Source organism: Microlunatus aurantiacus (assembly GCF_039536605.1).
GTDB lineage: Bacteria > Actinomycetota > Actinomycetes > Propionibacteriales > Propionibacteriaceae > Microlunatus > Microlunatus aurantiacus.
On sequence record NZ_BAAAYX010000013.1, the window covers coordinates 289,642 to 308,232 of the forward strand.

Below are 18,591 nucleotides of genomic sequence, written 5' to 3' on the forward strand. Positions count from 1 at the left end.
TGGCGGCGCCGGGCATGACGCTCGACGCTCGCCGGGGGCCACTCTCGGGGTGCGACGACTCAGACCCCTGGAGGTTGTCGTGCTTCTCCGCATCACTCGATCCACAGCCCGCCACCTCGGTCGGGGCTGGACGCCGTCTTCAAAACAGTCAACTGATGTCAGCTCTCGACTCCGGTCGCACGCGATACCGCTGTGGCGCTCCCTGGCCCTCACCGACCGCAGGATCGGACGATGAGCAGCCGCGCTCTCTGGGGTCTGGCGGGGCTCCTCGTCGGTCTGCTGATCGCCGCCGGACCGGCAGTGGCCCAACCGCCGCCGAGCAACCTGTGTGCGGGTCTGACCGGTGATGCCTACACCCGTTGTCTGTACGCGGAGCTCGACGACCGGCTCCGTGCCGTTGAGCGGCCCCCTGCTCCCACCTCGACCCCCCGGCCCTCCGGGAGCCCGAGCGCGACCCCGCGGCCGACGCCGACCGTCTCGGTCACCGTCCGGCCGAGTGTTCCCCCAGCCCGGAGTGGTGTCGGAGCCATGGTGTTCACCGATCGCGGGAATCCGACCAACACCGAGAAGGACATCGCCGCGCTGAGAGAAGCCGGGGCGACCTGGATCCGGATGGACATCCCGAAGGGTGCGGCCGGATCCGTCCGTGGCGGCCGGTGGCAACCAGATGTCGGCGCCATGAACTTCTACGACCAGGCTGCGGAGTGGGCCGATGCGGCTGGCCTCCAGATCGCCCTGGTCATGGCGGATTTCGACAACGACGCGGCTTGGACAGACGATCAGCATCGGGGCTTCCTGAGCCAGTACACCGAGCACGTTGCCTCGCGGCTCGGCGACGATGTGGACCTGTGGCAGGTCTACAACGAGCATGACGGGCGCGACTACCGCACCTTCGCGCCCACCAACGCGACGCCGACCTATCTGAATCGCCTACGGCTCACACTCGAGGCCGCAAGGACGGGACTGCGTAAGCACTCGTCCGCCCCCTTGACGACCACGCCTTTCGGCTACCCCGTCGACGACTCCCGCTACGACAAGTGGGTCACCTTCTTCGACGGCATCGGGTCCTCGATCGATGTGATCGGCGTTCACGCCTATCCGGAGAGGTCGCCCGTCGTCATCTCCCGCGTGCCGCAGTACATCCGACAGCTACGGGCCCGCTATGGCAAACCCGTCGCCGTGCTCGAGTTCGGGCTTCCCGAAGTGTCGGGATACGGCCCGCCTGCAGAGATCGGAAAGGCGGTCGTGGCCCAGATCAGCGCCATCATGACCGCCGACCCCTTCTGCGCCACGCTGTATCAGCTGCGTGACCGGGGCCCCACTGGGTCCACCGATGGCGAGCAGGTGTTCGGGATCCTGCGCAACGACTTCACGCGTAAGCCGTACTACGGACCGGTGTCGGCGGAACTGAAGCGGTGGAGGGACCGGTGACTTCCCGACGGGCTAGATCGCAGAGACCTCTGCACACTGTCGACCATCGTGGACCCATCGCCGACACCCGGGCTCCAGGCTCGGGCACAGAATCCGGCTCACAGGCCGGCTCGTCCCCCCACGGCGCTCCGGCTCGGCGTGCGCTCCCCGCCGGGCACGTGCTCGGCGACCTCGACGGACTCGGGCACGGCGACGGCGGGTTCGGTGACCGGATCGGGAACCTGGCCGATGCCGTCGCAGCGGTCGAGGCGGGAGTAGGTCGGATCGGGGTCCTCGGCCACCCAGCTGGTGAAGAACCGGTGCAGGTAGGCGCGCACCGGGCCACGGGGGGAGATCGGGCGGCTGGCCCGACCCTCCGGCTCAGGTCTCGACATCGCAGGGCTCCTCCGCGGTGGCTCCCCCGTGAGCTCCCGCTGGCTACTCCCCCGAGTCTGGTGGCACGACCCGGCGTCAGCACCCGGATCCGCCCCTATTGTGACACGGGGTGAAGGATTCCGACAGCCCTACCGCCTCGAACGGAACAGGACCGAGGAGAGACCCGAGCGGCGGTCAGACCCGCACGAACTCGACCCGACCGGCGGCCCAGTCAGCCGACTCCAGCCGCACGCGGACCTCTGCTCCCAGCGGGAGATCGGTTCCCTTCACCCGCCCCTGGACGGCGGGGTCAGCCAGCATCACCACCCCGCGTCGACCGTCACTCTCCACGTCCAGGACCGTGCCGTCGAACTCCTCGCCGACCCGGTCACGCAACAGCGACACCTCGACCAGGTCGATCACCGCCCGCTCGTACTTCTTCGAGCGTGACTCCGCCGCCGCCATCAGGTCCGGCAGAGCGGGCAGCGCCGTCCGGGTCCACTCGGGCACCTGCTGCCCGGCGGACAGGGCCAGACACACCTCGCCGGCGAAGCGGTCCACGAGGCGCCGCAGGGGGGCGGTGACGTGGGCGTAGTCGGTGGCCAGGGCCGCGTGCCGGGTGTTCGCCGGCAGCTCGCCGTCGAAGGCGGTGTAGCCGGCGCCGCGGAACAGCTCGGTGCACGCGTTCAGCATGGCCGCGTGGGCGGGGACGGCCGGATCGAGGCTCCGGACGAACTCGGGGTAGTCCTGGGACGAGGGCCAGGGGATCCGCAGCGCCTGCGCGGTGCGGCGCAACCGGCGCAACGCCCCGGGTTCGGCGGCCGGCAGCGTGCGGACGACGCCGATCCTCCCCGCGAGCATCAGACCCGCGGCGGCCATGCCGGTGAGCAGGGAGATCTGGGCGTTGTACCCCTCCACCGCCAGGGTCGCGCGGTAGGTCAGCGTGTAGCGGCCCGCGGCATCCACCTCGATCTCCTGGGCGGGGATCTGCAGGCTGACGCCGCCGCGCTCGCGCTCCAGCGCCTCGCGCCGGCGACCCACCTCGACCAGCAGCCGCAGCACGTCCCGAGGAGTGCCGCCGTCGATCTCCTCCTGAGCCTGCTCGTACGTCAGCTGGGCCCGGCTGCGGACCACCGCGCGGGACACGTCGACAGCACTCAGCTCACCGGCCTCGTCCAGCTGCAGGGTCCACAGCAGCGCGGGCCGGACCTGGTCGGGCAGCAGGCTGGCAGCACCCTCACTGAGGGCCGGCGGATGGAGCGGCGTACGGACGTCGGGGGCGTAGAGCGTCAACCCCCGTCGACGGGCCTCGGCGTCGACCGGGTCCCCGGCGGCGACGAAGGCGGCCACGTCCGCGATGGCGTACGAGACGACGAAGCCCGCACCGGCGGCCGCGATGTGCAGCGCCTGGTCCAGGTCCTTCGACCCCGGGGGATCGATGGTCAGCAGCTCGAGATCGGTCCGGTCGAGGTCCGGCAGCCGCGGCCGACGGGCAGCGGCCTCCGCTGCGGCAGTCACCTCGGGCGGGAAGTCCGCCGGGATCTCCAGCCGGGTTCGCAGCTCGGCCACGGCCTCGGCCAGCGTGGTCGGGGCGGCCGCGGTCCCGGGCTCGACCGGGGCCGGCTGGGGGTGGGCGATGAACCGGGTGGGCACGGCGCCTCAGAGCCCGGACTGGTCGGTACGGACGAGGATGCGGGTGCACTCCTCGCAGCGCAGCACCTCGTCCTCGGCGGCCGCCGCGTAGTCCCTCAGCTCGGCCGCGTTCACCTCCAGCCGACAGCCGGTGCACCGTCGCTGCACCAGCTCGGCCGCACCGACCCCGCCCCGCGAGGCGGCGATCTTGGCGTAGAGGGTGGACAGATCCTTCGGCAGGTCCGGGGCCAGGGCGTCCCGCTCCCGTCGCCGTTCGGCGATCTCGGCGTCGATGACGGCCAGCTGCTCGTCACGGCGCGTCTCGAGCGCCCGCTTGCGCTCCGCCAGCGCCGACTCCTCGGCCCGGCGGCGATCCCGGACCGCCGTGGCTCCCTCCAGCGCCTCCATCACCTCCAGCTCGGCGTCCTCCAGGACCCCGATCCGCCGCTGGAGGTGCTCGACCTCCTCGATCATCGAGTTCAGGGCCTTCGGATCGGGCACCGTCCCGTCGGCGATCCGCTGCTGGTTGCGGGTCAGTCGCTGCCGCACCGGCTCCAGGTCCGCCTCGGCGCGCTCCTGGTCGGCCTCCAGGTCACTGACGTTGGTCTCGGCCGCCACCAGCGCGTCCTCCAGCTCGTCGACCTCCACCGCCAGCCGCTGCAGCTCACCGAGCTCGGGCAGGGTGCGGCGCCGGTGCGCGAGCTGCAACACGGCGCTGTCGAGGGACTGAACCTGCAACAGCAGCAGCTGGGCGTCCTTGCTGGCCTTGATGGCGACCTCCTGGTTGGGGTGGGCCCAACCCTAGTGCCGCCCGCCGCTCGGCTCGGTCGGGCCGAGGTCCGCCGCCCCCGGGCCGCGGAGGAACGAGGCACCGCACCGCCATGACATGATTCTTTCGTGCCTCAAGTCAGCATCCGCGACGTCGCCGAGCGCGCCGGCGTCGCTCTCGGCACCGTGTCGAACGTGCTGAACCGCCCCGAGAAGGTCGCCCCGGCCACCCGGGAACGGGTCCGGGCCGCGATCGACCAGCTCGGCTTCGTCCGCAACGACGCCGCCCGCCAGCTCAAGGCGGGCCGCAGCAACTCGATCGGCTTCATCCTGCTCGACGTCCGCAACCCGTTCTTCACCGACGTCGCCCGGGGCGCGGAGCAGCAGGCCGCACAGCACGGCATGTCGGTGCTGCTGGCCAACAGCGACGAGTCGCCGGCCCGGGAGTCGGACTACCTCGACCTGTTCGTCCAACAACGGGTTCAGGGCGTCCTGGTCTCCCCGCTGGGCGACATCGCCGACCGGCTGGAGCGTCTCAAGGACCGGGGCATCGTCACCGTGCTGGTGGACCGCCGGGCGGAGGGGCGGCAGTTCTCCTCGGTGTCGGTCGACGACGTGGCGGGTGGCTTCCTGGCGGTCTCGCACCTGATCGAGCAGGGCTGCACGCGGATCGCTTTCATCGGCGGCCACCTCGGCATCCAGCAGGTGGCCGATCGTCTGCTCGGCGCCAACCAGGCCTGCGCCGCCCACCCCGGCGTCGCGCTTGAGGTGCTGCCGCACGACGGCATGGGTGTGCACCAGGGCCGGAAGGCGGGGAGCACGATCCTGCAGCGGTCCCCGGCCGAGCGTCCCGACGGTGCGTTCTGCGCCAACGACCTGCTCGCCGTCGGGGTGCTGCAGTCGCTGACCATGCTCGCCCGGCTCAAGGTCCCCGACGACCTCCGGCTCGTCGGTTACGACGACATCGACTTCGCCGCGGCGACGGTCGTCCCGCTCACCTCGATCCGGCAACCGTCGCTGTTGATCGGCAAGACGGCCGTCGAGCTGCTGATCGAGCAGATCGGACCGGAGCCCAAGGAGCCGCGTGAGGTGGTCTTCCAGCCGGAGCTGATCGTCCGCGAGTCCAGCACCGAGCCGGTGCCGCCGGACCCGTCCTGAGGGGTCAGCCGCCGGCCGGCGGGATGGCCGCGGAGGGTTCCTGCTCCGCCGGGCCGACCGCGCCCGGGGTGAACCGGCGCAGCTCCAGCCCGGCGCGCAGCACCGTCCGCAGATCCTCCAGGGACCCGGCGAGGGCCCCGGCCGTCCGGGCCTGGACGACGACGTTGCCCAGGGCGGTCGCCTCGGCCGGACCGGCCAGCACCGGACGTCCGGTGCGGTCGGCGGTGAGCTGGCACAGCAGGGCGTTCTGCGACCCGCCACCGACCACGTGCACCGTCGCGACCCGGCGACCGGTCAGCTGCTCGGCCTGCTCGACCGTGCGCGCGTACGCGGTCGCGAGTGAGTCCAGGACGCAGCGGACGATCTCGACCGGGGTCGTCGGTTCCGGCTGACCGGAGGCACGGCAGGCCTGCTGGATCCGGGCGGGCATGTCGCCCGGGGCGATGAACCGGTCGTCATCGACGTCGATCACCGGTCCCCCGGTCGGGCACTGCGTGGCCCCGTCGAGCAGCACGCCCAGATCGGTCTCCCCGCCCTGCCCCGACCACTCCCGGAGGCTCTCCTGCAGCAGCCAGAGCCCGCCGACGTTGCGCAGGAACCGCACCCGACCGTCCACGCCACCCTCGTTGGTGAAGTTGGCGGCCCGGCTCTCGTCGGTGATCACCGGTTCGTCGAGCTCCAGACCGACCAGCGACCAGGTGCCCGACGAGACGTACGCGACGTCGCGACCCGACGCGGGCACGGCCACGACCGCCGACGCGGTGTCGTGGGAGCCGACGGCCACCACGGTCGTGGTCGCAGGCAGCCCCGTCCGAGTCCGGACCTCGGCGGTGATCGCCCCGACCGGCTGGCCCGGCTCGATCAGCGGCGGGAACAGACCGGGCGGCAGCCCGAGGGCGTCGAACGCCTCGGCCGACCAGGTGCGCAGCCGGGCGTCGAGCAGTCCGGTGGTGGAGGCGTTCGTGATCTCGGTCCGCAGCACGCCCGTCAGCCAGTAGGCCAGCAGGTCGGGCAGCAGCACGGCGTGGGCCGCCCGATCCCACAGCTCGCCGCGCTGCTCGGCCGCGAGCTGGTAGACGGTGTTGAAGGGCAGGAACTGCAGCCCGCTGATCGCGTACTGGCGCCGGCGGCTGATCCGGGCGTCCACCTCCGCGATCACCGCCTCGGTCCGGTCGTCCCGGTACGCCGTCGGCTCGGCCAGCAGCCGGCCACCGGTGTCCAGCAGCCCGTAGTCGACCGCCCAGGTGTCGATGCCGATGCTGACCACGTCTCCGTGACGGGCCGCCACCGCTTCGAGCCCGGTCAGCACCTCGGCGTACAGACCGGTCAGGTCCCAGCGGAGCCGGCCGTCCAGAGTCCGCAGACCGTTGGCGAACCGGTGCACCACCTCGATGGTGACGGTCCCGTCCCGGACGATCCCGGCGACGACCCGACCGCTGGAGGCGCCGATGTCGATCGCGGCCACGGTGACGGCGCTGCTGGTGGTCATCGCCGTGTCCTCAGCGGAGGAAGGCGGCCGCGACGCCGGCGTCGACGGGGATGTGCAGACCGGTGGTGTGGGACAGGTCGGCGGAACAGAGCACGAACACGGCGTTGGCCACGTTCTCGGGCAGCACCTCCCGCTTCAGCAGGGTCCGCTGGGCGTAGTACCTGCCCAGGTCCTCCTCCTCGACCCCGTACACGGCGGCCCGCTTCGCGCCCCACCCGCCGGCGAAGATGCCCGAACCGCGGACCACGCCGTCGGGGTTGATGCCGTTGACCTTGACCCCGTGCTCACCGAGCTCGGCGGCCAGCAGCCGCACCTGGTGGGCCTGATCGGCCTTGGTCGCCGAGTAGGCGATGTTGTTCGGTCCGGCGAAGACCGAGTTCTTGGACGAGATGTAGACGATGTCGCCGCCCAGCTGCTGCTCGATCAGCACCTTCGCCGCGGCCCGCGACACCAGGAACGAGCCCTTGGCCATCACGTTGTGCTGCAGGTCCCAGTCCGCGACCGTGGTGTCGAGCAACGCCTTCGACAGCGACAGACCCGCGTTGTTCACCACCAGGTCCAGACCGCCGAACGCGAGCAGGGCCGCGTCGATGCCGGCCTGGACCGCGGCCTCGTCGGACACGTCGGCGGCGACACCGACAGCGACGTCGGTGGTCCCGATCTCCGCCGCCGCGGCCTGCGCCTTGGCCAGATCGAGGTCCGCGACCACCACGCACGCACCTTCGGCGGCGAGACGGGTGGCGATGGCCTTGCCGATGCCGGAGGCGGCACCCGTGACCAGAGCGATCCGGGAGGCCAGCGGCTTGGGCTTGGGCAGCCGGGCCAGCTTGGCCTCCTCGAGCGCCCAGTACTCGATCCGGAACTTCTCCGCCTCGTCGATCGGTGCGTACGTGGACAGACCCTCCGCGCCCCGCATCACGTTGATCGCGTTCAGGTAGAACTCCCCGGCCACCCGGGCGGTCTGCTTGTTCTTGCCGTACGAGAACATCCCCACCCCGGGGATCAGGATGATCGCCGGGTCGGCGCCGCGGATCGCCGGCGAGTCGGCGTCGGCGTGGCGGTCGTAGTAGCCCTGGTAGTCGACCCGGTACGCCTCGTGCAGCTCCCGCAACCGCGCGATCGACTCCTCCATACTCGCGCCGGCGGGCAGGTCGAGCACCAGCGGCTTCACCTTGGTCCGCAGGAAGTGGTCCGGGCACGACGTGCCCAACGCGGCCAGCCGCTGATGCTCGGCCGAGGCCAGGAACTCCAGCACCCGAGCGTCGTCGGTGAAGTGGCCGACCATCGGCGCATCCGCCGACGCGATCGACCGCAGCGTCGCCGCGAGGGCAGCCGCCTTGGCGCGCCGCTCCTTCTCGGGCAGCGACCCGTAACCCTCCAGGGCAGGTCCGAACGGCTCGGCCCCGGAGTGCTCGGCGAGGTAGGCAGCGGCGGTGTCGATGATCCACAACGAGTTCCGCTCGGCCTCCTCGGAGGTGTCACCCCACGCGGTGATCCCGTGCCCACCGAGGATGCAGCCGACCGCCTCCGGGTTCGCGTCCTTGATCGCGGCGATGTCCAGCCCCAGCTGGAACCCCGGTCGCCGCCAGGGCACCCACGCCACCTTGTCCCCGAAGATCTTCCCGGTCAGCTCCTCGCCATCCGCCGCGGTCGCGATCGCGATTCCCGAATCCGGGTGCAGATGATCCACGTGCGCCGCGTCCACCAACCCGTGCATCGCCGTGTCGATGCTCGGCGCCGCCCCACCCAAGCCATGCAGGCAGTAGTCGAACGCCGCCACCATCTCGTCCTCCCGCTCCACACCGGGATACACGCCCACCAACGCCTTCAGCCGATCCAGCCGGAGAACGGCCAGACCTGACTCCGTGAGGGTGCCGAGGTCTCCCCCAGAACCCTTCACCCACAAGAGCTCAGCGGCCTCCCCGGTCACGGGATCGATCTCGGTGCCCTTGGCCGACGTGTTCCCCCCGGCATAGTTGGTGTTCTTCGGGTCGGCGCCGAGCCGGTTGGAACGGCCAACCAGGTCAGCAACGGTCGGATTCACGGCCATGATCATTTCCTCGTCTAGAGATCAACACGTACGAATTCAGCTGCGGACTGCGTCCGACTCCACGGTCACCACTCCCAGCCCTCCCTCGACTGGTGGAGACGTCCTCGCAAAGGCGCAGGGTCTCCAGGGGTCGAGAAGGGGCGTGGATGGGTCTGGCGGGAGCGCGGAGCTTGCGGAGCGCGGATGGTTGCCCCGAACGACCCCTGGAGACCCTGTGCCGACCCGACCACGAAGGAGACCTAAGCCCCCCAACCGGCTTGCTGCCCGCCGACCCGCTCCTTCTCGATCTTTCCCTGGTACCCCGACTCCGCATAAGCCCGTACCGGATCCCGCGGCAACCCTCGCGACTCCCGCCAATCGGCAAGATCACCACGAACATCCGTGTAGAACGCATCCATCACGATCGCGTTCGCCCCCAACACGTCACCGGCCTCCTGCGCCGACGTCAACGCCGACGCGTCCACCAGCAGCGCCCGTGCCGTCATCTCCTGCACATTCAGCACCGAACGGATCTGACCGGGGACCTTGTCCTCCACGTTGTGGCACTGGTCGAGCATGAAGGCCACGCCCGAGTCCGGTTCCAGCGCGCCGCCCCGGACCACCTCGTACAGGATCCGGAACAGCTGGAACGGGTCCGCTGCCCCCACGATGAGGTCGTCGTCGGCGTAGAAGCGCGAGTTGAAGTCGAACGAACCGAGCTTCCCGAGCCGCAGCAGCTGAGCCACGATGAACTCGATGTTGGTGCCCGGCGCGTGGTGGCCGGTGTCCAGGCAGACCAGGGCGCGCTCACCGAGAGCGGTCACCTGCGCGTACGAGGTGCCCCAGTCGGGGACGTCGGTGTGGTAGAACGCCGGCTCGAAGAACTTGTACTCCAGCACCAGCCGCTGGTCGTCGCCGAGCCGGTCGTAGATCTGCCGCAGGCTGTCGGCCAGCCGGTCCTGGCGGCCGCGGATGTCGCCCTGACCGGGGTAGTTGGTGCCGTCGGCCAACCAGATCTTGAGGTCCTGCGACCCGGTCTGGTGCATGATCTCGATGCACTCGTAGTGGTGGTCGATCGCCTTCTGGCGCACCGAGACGTCGACGTGGGTCAGCGACCCGAACTTGTACAGGTCGTCCTGGAACGTGTTCGAGTTGATGGTGCCCAGCGCCACCCCGAGATCGGCGGCGTGCTGCTTCAACGTGGCGTAGTCGTCGACGGTGTCCCACGGGATGTGCAGGGCGACCGACGGGGCGAGCCCGGTGAGCTCGTTCACCTTGGCGGCGTCGGTCAGCTTCTCCTGCACGGTGCGCGGGGTGCCGGCGGTGGCGAACACCTTGAACCGGGTGCCGGAGTTGCCGAACGCCCACGAGGGCAGCTCGATCGCCTGACGGCTCAGGACGTCGAGGACAGCGTTGTCGATCATCGCCGGGTCTCCTGTCGGCTAGTGCTGGTCATGTCACCACGTCGGTGATCATGGTGGAACTGTCGGTGGGGTACGGGATCCGGAGGACGTGGTCGCCCGCCCCCAGGGTCGACTGCTCGGCTCCGGGTGGATCGAGCTCGGCGGTCACGCCGTCGGGGAGGCTGACCTCGAGGACCAGCTCGTCGCCGGCCAGCTCCCAGCCGACGCCGATGCGGCCGTGAGCGGTGACCAGGGAGGCCCTCGCCCAGGTGAGACCGCCACCCGGTCGCGGGGCGATGCGCACCCTCCGGTAGCCCGGTTCGGCGGGCGCCAGCCCGGCAACCACCCGGTGCAGCCAGTCGGCCACCGCCCCGAGGGCGTAGTGGTTGAAGCTGGTCATCTGACCGGGGTTGATGCTGCCGTCGGGCAGCATCGAGTCCCAGCGCTCCCAGATCGTGGTGGCACCCATGGTGACCGGGTAGAGCCAGGACGGGTTCTCGGTCTCCAGCAGCAGCCGGTAGGCCTTGTCGAGGTGACCGGTGCGGCTGAGGGCCTCGGTCACGTACGGCGTGCCGGCGAACCCGGTCGCGATCCTGTACCCGTTCTCGGCGGCCAGGACGGCGAGCCGGTCGCCGGCCCGGGCCTGCAGACCGGGATCCAGCAGGTCGAAGGCGATGGCCATGGCGTACACGGTCGGGCTGTCGCTGAGGAGGCGACCGTCGGCGGCGACGTAGTTCTCGGTGAAGGCGGCACGGATGCGCTCGGCCAACGCGGTGAACTCGGCCTCGTCGTCGGTCCGACCGAGGATCGCGGCGCTGCGCGCCGTCAACGTGGCGCTGCGGAAGAGACAGGCCGTCGCGACCACGTACTTGTCCGCCTTGGCCCGGAACGGGTCGTCCGGCGGGGCGGTCGGATCGAGCCAGTCACCGAGCTGGAAGCCGGTGTCCCACAGACCGCTGGCCGAGACCCGGCGGGCGCAGGCCCGGACGTGCGCGGTCATCGACGGATGACACTGCTCGAGGACCTCACGGTCGCCGTACGCCTCCCACAGCGCCCAGGGCACCCACACCGCCGCGTCGCTCCAGATGGCGGTCGGGCTGTCCGACGGCCAGCCGGTGGCGTTGTCCAGCAGCTTGAGCACGTCGGGCACCACGAGCGGCACGACGTCGTCGGCCGCCCGCTGCTCGGCGGCGAGGTCCAGCAGCCAGTCGCGCAGGAAGCCCGACACGTCGAACAGGAAGGCGGCGGTCGGGGCGAACACCGCGATGTCGCCGGTCCAGCCCTGGCGCTCGTCGCGCTGGGGACAGTCGGTCGGCAGGTCGAGGAAGTTGCCCCGCTGGCTCCACACCACGTTGCTGTGCAGCCGGTTGACCAGGTCGTCGGAGCAGGCGAACGTGCCGGTCCGCCGTAGGTCGGAGTGCACCACCACGGCCACCACGTCGCCGGCCCCGATCGCCTCGCCCGGGCCGGTCACCTCGGCGTAGCGGAAGCCGTGGAAGGTCAGCGTCGGCTCGAAGACGTCCTCTCCGCCGCTGTGGATGAAGGTGTCGGTGGCCAGCGCCGACCGCAGCGGGCGGGTGCCCAGCTCGTCGTGCTCGAGCACCTCGGCGTGCCGGACGGTGAGGGTCGAGCCGGCCGCCCCCCTGCTGGTGATCTTCAACCAGCCGACCAGGTTCTGCCCGAAGTCGAGCAGGGTCCGGCCGCTGGGCGACGTCCACACCCGGACCGGGGCGATCTCCTCGTGCCGGACGACCGGGGGTCCGACGTAGGGGGTGAGGACGGAGAGGTCGGCATCCGCCAGATCCACCGCGGGCACCCAGGCGGGGTCGGTGAAGCGCGGTCGCAACCAGGAGTCGGAGACCAGCCGGCCGTCGATGGTCTGGCCGTCGTAGAGGTCGTCGGCCAGCACGGGCGACGGACCGGACGTCCAGTCGTCACCGGTGCCCACCACCTGCCGGTACCCGTCGGCGAACTCGATCTCGAGCTGGGCGACGGCCGCGGGACGGGTGCCGTAGACGCCGCGCTCCCCGGTCCAGGCCAGCCGTCCGCTGTACCAGCCGTGCCCGAGCTGGAGACCGAGGACGAGCGGCTCACCTCGCCGGGCGACGTCGGTGACCCGGTCCGTCACGTCGTACGACCGGTAGCGCAGCCGCCACTCGTAGCTGGAGAACCCCGGCGTGAGCACGTCGTCGCTCGCCGGCACCCCGGCCAGGTGGGCCTCCACGATCCCCCGGGCGCTGACGTGCCACACCGCCGACCGGACGTCGCCGTGACCGCTCTCGAGGGCGATCTCGGTCCGCAGCCGCGGCGCACTGGTGGACGACGCTCCGGACTCGATCAGGGCGGCGCTCCAGGCGACCGACTCCATGGGGGACCCCTCAGCTCTGCGGGATGGTGCCTGGGCTGGCGCCGCGGCGTTGAAACGATTCATAGTGAATCAGTCCGGGCCTCGGACGTCAAGGCGTGCACGCCCTCGAGATCGCGCGGGCAGATCGGGAATGAACGGCGATCCCTGTGAGTTCTGCCTGGTATTCCTGAATGGCCGTTCAGTCACATCGAGGTGGCGGTGCCCGCTCAGCCGATCCCACTCCTGGAGGAGCGCCCGATGACCGCAGTCGACGCACCCGTCACCGCCACGTCCACCGTGCCTGCCCCACCGACCGGCCCGGAGGCCCGCTCCGCGCTGTCCAGCCGGTTCGTCGGTCGCAAGTACGTCCAGCTGGTGCTGGTCCTGGGCGCACTGAGTGCGATCGGGCCGCTCACCATCGACACCTACCTGCCGGCCCTGCCGGACCTGTCCCGACAGCTCGGCGCCACCGACGCCCAGGCTCAGGCCACCATCACCGGGCTGCTGATCGGACTCGGCTTCGGTCAGCTGATCATCGGCCCGCTGTCGGACTCGGTCGGCCGTCGCAAGCCGCTGCTGGCCGGTCTGGTGCTGCACGCCCTGATGTCGATCCTCTGCGCCCTGGCGCCCAGCATCGGTCTGCTCACCGTGACCCGCACCCTGCAGGGCTTCGCCGGTGCCGCTGTCGCCGTCGTCTCGATGGCCGTGGTCCGCGACCTGTTCAGCGGGATCCGCGCCGCGCAGCTGCTGTCCCGGCTGGTGCTCGTCCTCGGCGTCGCGCCGATCCTCGCCCCCTCTCTGGGCAGCGCGCTGCTCGCCCTCACCTCCTGGCGCGGGATCTTCGTGGTCCTGGCCGTCATCGCCCTGGGCATGCTGGTGCTGGCCTTCCTGGCCCTGCCCGAGACCCTGCCCGTCGAGCGTCGCCGGCCGGTCAGCGTCACGGGCTCGCTGCGGGCGTACCGGTCCCTGTTCTCCGACCGGCTGTTCATCGTCATGGTGCTGGTCGCCGGGCTGATGTTCGCCACCCTGTTCGCGTACATCTCCGGTGCTCCCTTCGTGCTCCAGGACCTGTACGGGATGACGCCGCAGCAGTTCGGCCTGGCCTTCAGTGCCAACGCGGTCGGCATGATCGCCATGACCCAGATCAACCCGTGGCTGGTCAAGCGCTACAGCCCGGTCAGCGTGCTCAGCTTCGGTGTGCTGCTGGCCGTGACCGGCGCGGTCACGCTGCTGGTGCTGATGCTGCTCGGGGTCGGCGGTTGGTTCGCCTTCATGGCCCCGCTGTTCTTCGTCATCTCCGCGGCGGGCCTCTCGTTCCCCAACGCCCCGGCGATCGCCCTGAACCGGCACGGCGAGTCCGCCGGCACCGCGGCCGCCCTGCTCGGAGCGTCGCAGTTCATGATCGGTGGCGCCATCGCCCCGCTGGTCGGCGTCTTCGGCAACGGGACCCCGGTGCCGATGGCCGCGATCATGGTCGGCACCACCGGCCTGGCCGCCGTCCTGCTCCTCACCGCCCGCAAGGCCCTGTCGAAGTACGACTACCGGTAACCGTGCTGGTCGTCACTCGCTGCTCCGCTGCGCGCCGAGTGGTCCTGACATCCCTCGGCGCACGCCGACGGTGAAGCGTTGTCGGCGTGCTTCTCAGTCCAGACAGGACCGGGCGCTCCGCTGCACGGCCGCTCGCGACGGGCTCGCTCGCTCGGGGGCACCTCCCTACTCAGCTGTTCCAGCGCTCCAGGGACGGTTCGCCCTTCTCCTCCCCCAGGATGGAGATCCGGGCCGTCTCGAGGGGGAAGCTGCCGGCCCAACGGAGGTCGAGGCCGAGCCAACGGACGGTCAGGGCCCGGAGTGAGTGACCGTGGGCGAAGCAGATGGCGCGCTCGACCCCGGAGTCCCGGACCCGCTCGATCACCCGGTCCAGCCGCTCGGCGACCTGGTCGGCGGTCTCGCCGCCCGGGGTCGGGTGGGTGAAGATCGTCCAGCCCGGGTCGCTCTCGTGGATCTGGTCGCTGGTCAGTCCCTCGTAGTCGCCGTAGGACCACTCGACCAGGTCAGCGGTGAGCTCCGGCGCGTGGCCGCCGGTGAACCCGACCAGCTCCGCGGTCTGCACCGCCCGGCGACGGGGGCTGGACAGGACGAGCTGGAACGACGCGGGATCGAGGTGCCCGCGCAACGACTCCGCCTGGCGGATGCCGTTCTCGGTCAGCTCGAGGTCGGTGACCGAGGTGTGGCGCCCGTTGGCGCTCCACTCGGTCTCACCGTGGCGGACGAGATACAGGTCGGTCATCGGGGCTCCCGGGGATCGTCCAGGTCGGTGAACGGGATCCGCCCCTCCCACACGTGCCAGTGGTCACCGGCGGCCAGGCGGTCGAGGATCGCCCGCTGCAGCGTGGTGTCCCGGGGCAGCGACACCAGGTCGACCGGCGGCCGTCGGGCGAAGGTGAAGAAGACCGCGTCCTCGTCGCCCGGTCCGGGCTCCCCCTGCAGCGTCCACCGTCGTTGGAAGAGCGCCATGTTGGACGCCTCCGGCAGCGCGGCGGCCAGATCCGGGTCGAGCAGCCAGCTGTGGCAGAAGAAGGCGTCGGTCGGATGATCGGCGAAGTGGTCGCCGAAGAACTGCCGGGCGGCCGCGAAGGAGGCGTCCACCTCGGCCGGAGCGAGCGGGCCGGACCGGGGGATGTGGGTCGACAGGACCCAGCCGGTGGTCGACGTGGCGCTGGGCTGCAGGTTGAACTGGAGCCGCCCCAGCCAGTAGAGGGCGCCCGACCAGGCGACCCGGAGCCAGTCGTGGGTGTGCATGCCGAAGGACCCGTACGTCAGCCGGTGCACGAAGACCTGCTGCCCGAGGTCGGACAGCGCCCGCCACGAGTCGTCGTCACCGATCCCACGCGACGCGTGGAACGCCCGGACGTCGTCGGCGGTCGCCACCAGCGCGAGCAGCTCGAGCACACCCGCCCCGTACGGCGAGTCGGTGCCCTCCGGGCGCCACGGGGACACCTGCGACCCGTCCCACGGGTCGCCGATCCGGCCCACGTCGCGGGCCAACCGCTCCGCCGTCTGGCGGACGCTCTCCACCTCGGTCGGTTGCTGCAGCACCGCTCCCGCGGCGGCCACGGCGGCCGCCCGGTCGTCGGGACGGAAGCCCAGTCGGTCCAGGCGGTCGGGCAGGTCGTCGACCGCCAGCCGCTCGCATACGTCCAGCACCCGACCCACCCTACGGGTGACAGACTGGTCGGATGAGCGAGACCCGACCCGAGCTGCCGAATCGTCAGACCCCCTTCAGCGACGCGTTCAAGGCGTTCATCGCCGACGGCTGGGCGCCGTATCCGACCGAGCTGCCGACCCGGCTGCCCGCCTCCGAGGCCGCGGTCGCCCGCCGGGTCCGGGTGAGTGCGAGGTTCCCCGGTGAGCGCCTGGTGATCCCGGCCGGCGGCCTGAAGATCCGCTCGAACGACACCGACTACCGGTTCCGACCGCACTCCGCGTTCGCCCACCTGACCGGGTTGGGCACCGACCGGGAGCCGGACGCGGTCCTGGTGCTGGAGCCGACCGACGACGGTCACGACGCGGCCCTCTACTTCACCCCGCGGGCGCCACGGGACTCGGCGGAGTTCTACTCCGATGCCCGCTACGGCGAGATGTGGGTCGGCCGGCGCCCGTCACTGGAGGAGCTGGCCGCCGAGTGCGGGATCCGCTGCGTGCCGCGCAGCGAGCTGGACGGGCACCTGGCCAAGAACGCCGAGGAGACCCTGATCCGGGTGCTGCGCGACGCCGACCCCGCCCTGGCCACTCAGCTGGACCAGGTCCGGGAGGCGACCGAGCAGGAGAGGCGGGAGGCCCTCGACGCCGAGCTGGCCGAGGCACTGAGCGAGCTCAGACTGGTCAAGGACGCGTTCGAGATCGAGCAGCTGCGCCAGGCCTGCGCGGAGACCGCCGAGGGTTTCGCGGCCGTCGTCGCCGATCTGCCGGAGGCGGTACGCCGTGGCCGGGGCGAGCGCTGGGTGGAGGGTGTCTTCGGGCTGCACGCCCGGCACGCCGGCAACGCAGTCGGCTACGACACGATCGCCGCCTCGGGCGACCACGCCTGCACCCTGCACTGGATCCGCAACGACGGCGACCTCCGGGACGGCGACCTGCTGCTGCTGGACGCCGGGGTGGAGCTGGACACCCTCTACACCGCGGACGTCACCCGCACGCTGCCGGTCAACGGTCGCTTCAGCGACGACCAGCGGATGGTCTACGAGGCGGTGCTGGAGGCCCAACAGGCCGGCATCGACGCCGCCAGACCGGGAGCGAAGTTCTCCGACGTGCACGCGGCGGCCATCGCCGTGCTGGCCCGCAAGCTCGCCGACTGGGGTCTGCTGCCGGTCACGGCGGAGGAGTCGCTGTCGCCGGACGGCGGTCAGCACCGCCGGTGGATGGTGCACGGCACGTCGCACCACCTGGGCATCGACGTCCACGACTGCGCCCAGGCCCGGCGGGAGCACTACCGCGAGGGCACCCTGGCGGAAGGCATGATCATCACGGTCGAGCCCGGGCTGTACTTCAAGGCCGACGACGAGCTGGTCCCGGAGAACCTGCGAGGCATCGGCGTCCGGATCGAGGACGACATCGTGATCACCGCGGACGGCGCGGAGAACCTGTCCGCCGCCCTCCCCCGCGCCAGCGCCGACGTCGAAGCCTGGATGGCCACCCTGCTGACCCGTGCCTGAGGACACCGGCCGGACGACGTTGGACGTCCTGGTGGCCGAAGGCCGGGGCGGGATCCTGCTGTTCGGCATCACCCCACCCAAGGCGAGCACCCCACCCGACGACCGACGCCGGATCGCGGGGCTGACCCTGGAGCGGCTCGCACCGGTCGACGTCGACGGGCTGATCCTGTACGACATCGACGACGAGAGCGACCGCGCCGGCGGGGACCGGCCGTTCCCCTACCTGCCCACCTCCGACCCGGCCGACTTCTACGCCGAGCACCTCGGCGCCTGGACCAAGCCGGTGGTGGTCTACCGGAGCGTGGGCAAGTACGCCACCGACGAGCTGGCCGGCTGGCTCGACGCCCTCGACCCCCGCCGTCAGCTCGGGGTGTTCGTCGGTCCGTCGACCAGCACCAAGCAGGTCCGGACCAGTCTGGCCGACGCCCACCAGCTGCGGCGCACCCGCCGTCCGGAGCTGACGCTGGGTGGCGTGATGATCACAGAGCGGCACGCCGCCCGCGGCGACGAGCACCGACGGATGCTCGGCAAGCAGGACGCCGGCTGCGCCTTCTTCGTCAGCCAGGTGGTCTACGACGTGGACAACACCAAGAGCCTGGTCTCGGACTACGTCTACGCCTGCCGCGAGCGTCGGGTCGCGCCCCGTCCGGTCGTGTTCACCCTGGCGGTCTGCGGGTCGACCACCACGCTGGCCTTCCTGCAGTGGCTCGGGGTCCAGGTCCCGCGGTGGCTGCGGAACGAGCTGGTCCACTCCGACGACCCGCTGGCCGTCAGCCACGCGCAGTGCCTGGCCGCCGCCGGCGAGCTGGCCGCCTTCTGCCGTCGTCTCGACGTGCCGTACGGGTTCAACGTGGAGAGCGTGTCGATCCGACGGACCGAGATCGAGGCGGCCGTCGACCTCGCCGGCCGGCTCCGCCCCCTGCTCACGTGAGCGCGAGCGGCCGTGACCGCCCGCCGGTGTGCTGAGGAGGAGAGAGGAGAGGCGCTTCTTCTCTCCGAACGACGACGAAGGAGCCGGGTTCGAGGGCGGTCACAGCGAGTGCGGGCGACCCTCACGTGAGCGCGAGCGACCGTGATCGCCCGCCGGTGTGCTGAGGAGGAGAGAGGAGAGGCGCTTCTTCTCTCCGAACGACGACGAAGAAGCCGGGTTCGAGGGCGGTCACAGCGAGCGCGGGCGACCCTCACGTGAGCGCGAGCGGCCGTGATCGCCCGCCGGTGTGCTGAGGAGGAGAGAGGAGAGGCGCTTCTTCTCTCCGAACGACGACGAA

Annotated in this window: 14 protein-coding genes; 5 read left to right on the forward strand and 9 right to left on the reverse strand. The window is 71.1% G+C overall.

The window, feature by feature from the left end:
• The first annotated feature begins 231 nt into the window (after nucleotides 1–231).
• The gene (locus ABD714_RS15190; protein ID WP_344813224.1) at nucleotides 232–1,431 is read left to right on the forward strand and encodes a glycosyl hydrolase 53 family protein; all 1,200 of its coding nucleotides are present in this window, start codon (nucleotides 232–234) and stop codon (nucleotides 1,429–1,431) included.
• 98 nt (nucleotides 1,432–1,529) lie between these two features.
• Here ABD714_RS15190 and ABD714_RS15195 read toward each other — a convergent pair whose 3' ends face one another.
• From ABD714_RS15195 to ABD714_RS15205, 3 genes are all read right to left on the reverse strand, one after another.
• A complete protein-coding gene (locus tag ABD714_RS15195; protein ID WP_344813225.1) occupies nucleotides 1,530–1,805 on the reverse strand; it encodes a hypothetical protein in 276 nt (91 codons plus the stop codon).
• Nucleotides 1,806–1,980: 175 nt separating this feature from the next.
• Nucleotides 1,981–3,438 (reverse strand): RNB domain-containing ribonuclease, encoded by a 1,458-nt coding sequence (locus ABD714_RS15200; protein ID WP_344813226.1) that lies wholly within the window; start codon nucleotides 3,436–3,438, stop codon nucleotides 1,981–1,983.
• A 6-nt stretch (nucleotides 3,439–3,444) separates the two neighbouring features.
• Complete coding sequence (locus tag ABD714_RS15205; RefSeq protein ID WP_344813227.1) at nucleotides 3,445–4,155, reverse strand: zinc ribbon domain-containing protein; 711 nt, start codon at nucleotides 4,153–4,155, stop codon at nucleotides 3,445–3,447.
• 159 nt (nucleotides 4,156–4,314) lie between these two features.
• Here ABD714_RS15205 and ABD714_RS15210 point away from each other — a divergent pair, with 159 nt between their 5' ends.
• Nucleotides 4,315–5,343 (forward strand): LacI family DNA-binding transcriptional regulator, encoded by a 1,029-nt coding sequence (locus ABD714_RS15210; protein WP_344813228.1) that lies wholly within the window; start codon nucleotides 4,315–4,317, stop codon nucleotides 5,341–5,343.
• 4 nt (nucleotides 5,344–5,347) lie between these two features.
• Here ABD714_RS15210 and ABD714_RS15215 read toward each other — a convergent pair whose 3' ends face one another.
• The 4 genes from ABD714_RS15215 to ABD714_RS15230 form a co-directional block, all read right to left on the reverse strand.
• The gene (locus ABD714_RS15215) at nucleotides 5,348–6,832 is read right to left on the reverse strand and encodes a rhamnulokinase (RefSeq protein WP_344813229.1); all 1,485 of its coding nucleotides are present in this window, start codon (nucleotides 6,830–6,832) and stop codon (nucleotides 5,348–5,350) included.
• A gap of 10 nt (nucleotides 6,833–6,842) precedes the next feature.
• Nucleotides 6,843–8,882 (reverse strand): bifunctional aldolase/short-chain dehydrogenase, encoded by a 2,040-nt coding sequence (locus tag ABD714_RS15220; RefSeq protein WP_344813230.1) that lies wholly within the window; start codon nucleotides 8,880–8,882, stop codon nucleotides 6,843–6,845.
• A gap of 239 nt (nucleotides 8,883–9,121) precedes the next feature.
• Complete coding sequence (gene rhaI, locus ABD714_RS15225) at nucleotides 9,122–10,285, reverse strand: L-rhamnose isomerase (RefSeq protein WP_344813231.1); 1,164 nt, start codon at nucleotides 10,283–10,285, stop codon at nucleotides 9,122–9,124.
• 28 nt (nucleotides 10,286–10,313) lie between these two features.
• Nucleotides 10,314–12,632, reverse strand: coding sequence for an alpha-L-rhamnosidase (locus ABD714_RS15230; protein WP_344813232.1), 2,319 nt, complete (start codon nucleotides 12,630–12,632; stop codon nucleotides 10,314–10,316).
• A gap of 237 nt (nucleotides 12,633–12,869) precedes the next feature.
• Between ABD714_RS15230 and ABD714_RS15235 the strand changes: the two genes are divergently transcribed.
• A complete protein-coding gene (locus tag ABD714_RS15235) occupies nucleotides 12,870–14,159 on the forward strand; it encodes a multidrug effflux MFS transporter (RefSeq protein ID WP_344813233.1) in 1,290 nt (429 codons plus the stop codon).
• A 169-nt stretch (nucleotides 14,160–14,328) separates the two neighbouring features.
• On the opposite strand, the gene ABD714_RS15240 is transcribed toward ABD714_RS15235, so the two are convergent.
• Entirely contained in the window at nucleotides 14,329–14,898 is a 570-nt protein-coding gene (locus ABD714_RS15240; RefSeq protein ID WP_344813234.1) for a histidine phosphatase family protein, read from the reverse strand.
• Entirely contained in the window at nucleotides 14,895–15,815 is a 921-nt protein-coding gene (locus ABD714_RS15245; RefSeq protein ID WP_344813235.1) for an acyltransferase domain-containing protein, read from the reverse strand. The genes ABD714_RS15240 and ABD714_RS15245 overlap by 4 nt, the downstream gene beginning before the upstream one ends.
• A gap of 32 nt (nucleotides 15,816–15,847) precedes the next feature.
• Between ABD714_RS15245 and ABD714_RS15250 the strand changes: the two genes are divergently transcribed.
• Together ABD714_RS15250 and ABD714_RS15255 are read left to right on the forward strand one after the other, a co-directional pair.
• A complete protein-coding gene (locus ABD714_RS15250) occupies nucleotides 15,848–17,323 on the forward strand; it encodes an aminopeptidase P family protein (protein WP_344813236.1) in 1,476 nt (491 codons plus the stop codon).
• Nucleotides 17,316–18,254 carry a 5,10-methylenetetrahydrofolate reductase gene (locus ABD714_RS15255; RefSeq protein WP_344813239.1) on the forward strand — a complete coding sequence of 313 codons (939 nt, stop codon included), beginning with the start codon at nucleotides 17,316–17,318 and terminating at the stop codon, nucleotides 18,252–18,254. The genes ABD714_RS15250 and ABD714_RS15255 overlap by 8 nt, the downstream gene beginning before the upstream one ends.
• The last annotated feature ends 337 nt before the right edge of the window (nucleotides 18,255–18,591 follow it).

Bases quoted from the DNA above. Each gene is read 5' to 3' on its own strand.
- ABD714_RS15250 (WP_344813236.1), top strand. From the start codon at position 15,848: ATGAGCGAGACCCGACCCGAGCTGCCGAATCGTCAGACCCCCTTCAGC.
- ABD714_RS15235 (WP_344813233.1), top strand. From the start codon at position 12,870: ATGACCGCAGTCGACGCACCCGTCACCGCCACGTCCACCGTGCCTGCC.
- ABD714_RS15190 (WP_344813224.1), top strand. From the start codon at position 232: ATGAGCAGCCGCGCTCTCTGGGGTCTGGCGGGGCTCCTCGTCGGTCTG.
- ABD714_RS15230 (WP_344813232.1), bottom strand. From the start codon at position 12,632: ATGGAGTCGGTCGCCTGGAGCGCCGCCCTGATCGAGTCCGGAGCGTCG.
- ABD714_RS15220 (WP_344813230.1), bottom strand. From the start codon at position 8,882: ATGGCCGTGAATCCGACCGTTGCTGACCTGGTTGGCCGTTCCAACCGG.
- rhaI (WP_344813231.1), bottom strand. From the start codon at position 10,285: ATGATCGACAACGCTGTCCTCGACGTCCTGAGCCGTCAGGCGATCGAG.
- ABD714_RS15215 (WP_344813229.1), bottom strand. From the start codon at position 6,832: ATGACCACCAGCAGCGCCGTCACCGTGGCCGCGATCGACATCGGCGCC.
- ABD714_RS15195 (WP_344813225.1), bottom strand. From the start codon at position 1,805: ATGTCGAGACCTGAGCCGGAGGGTCGGGCCAGCCGCCCGATCTCCCCC.
- ABD714_RS15240 (WP_344813234.1), bottom strand. From the start codon at position 14,898: ATGACCGACCTGTATCTCGTCCGCCACGGTGAGACCGAGTGGAGCGCC.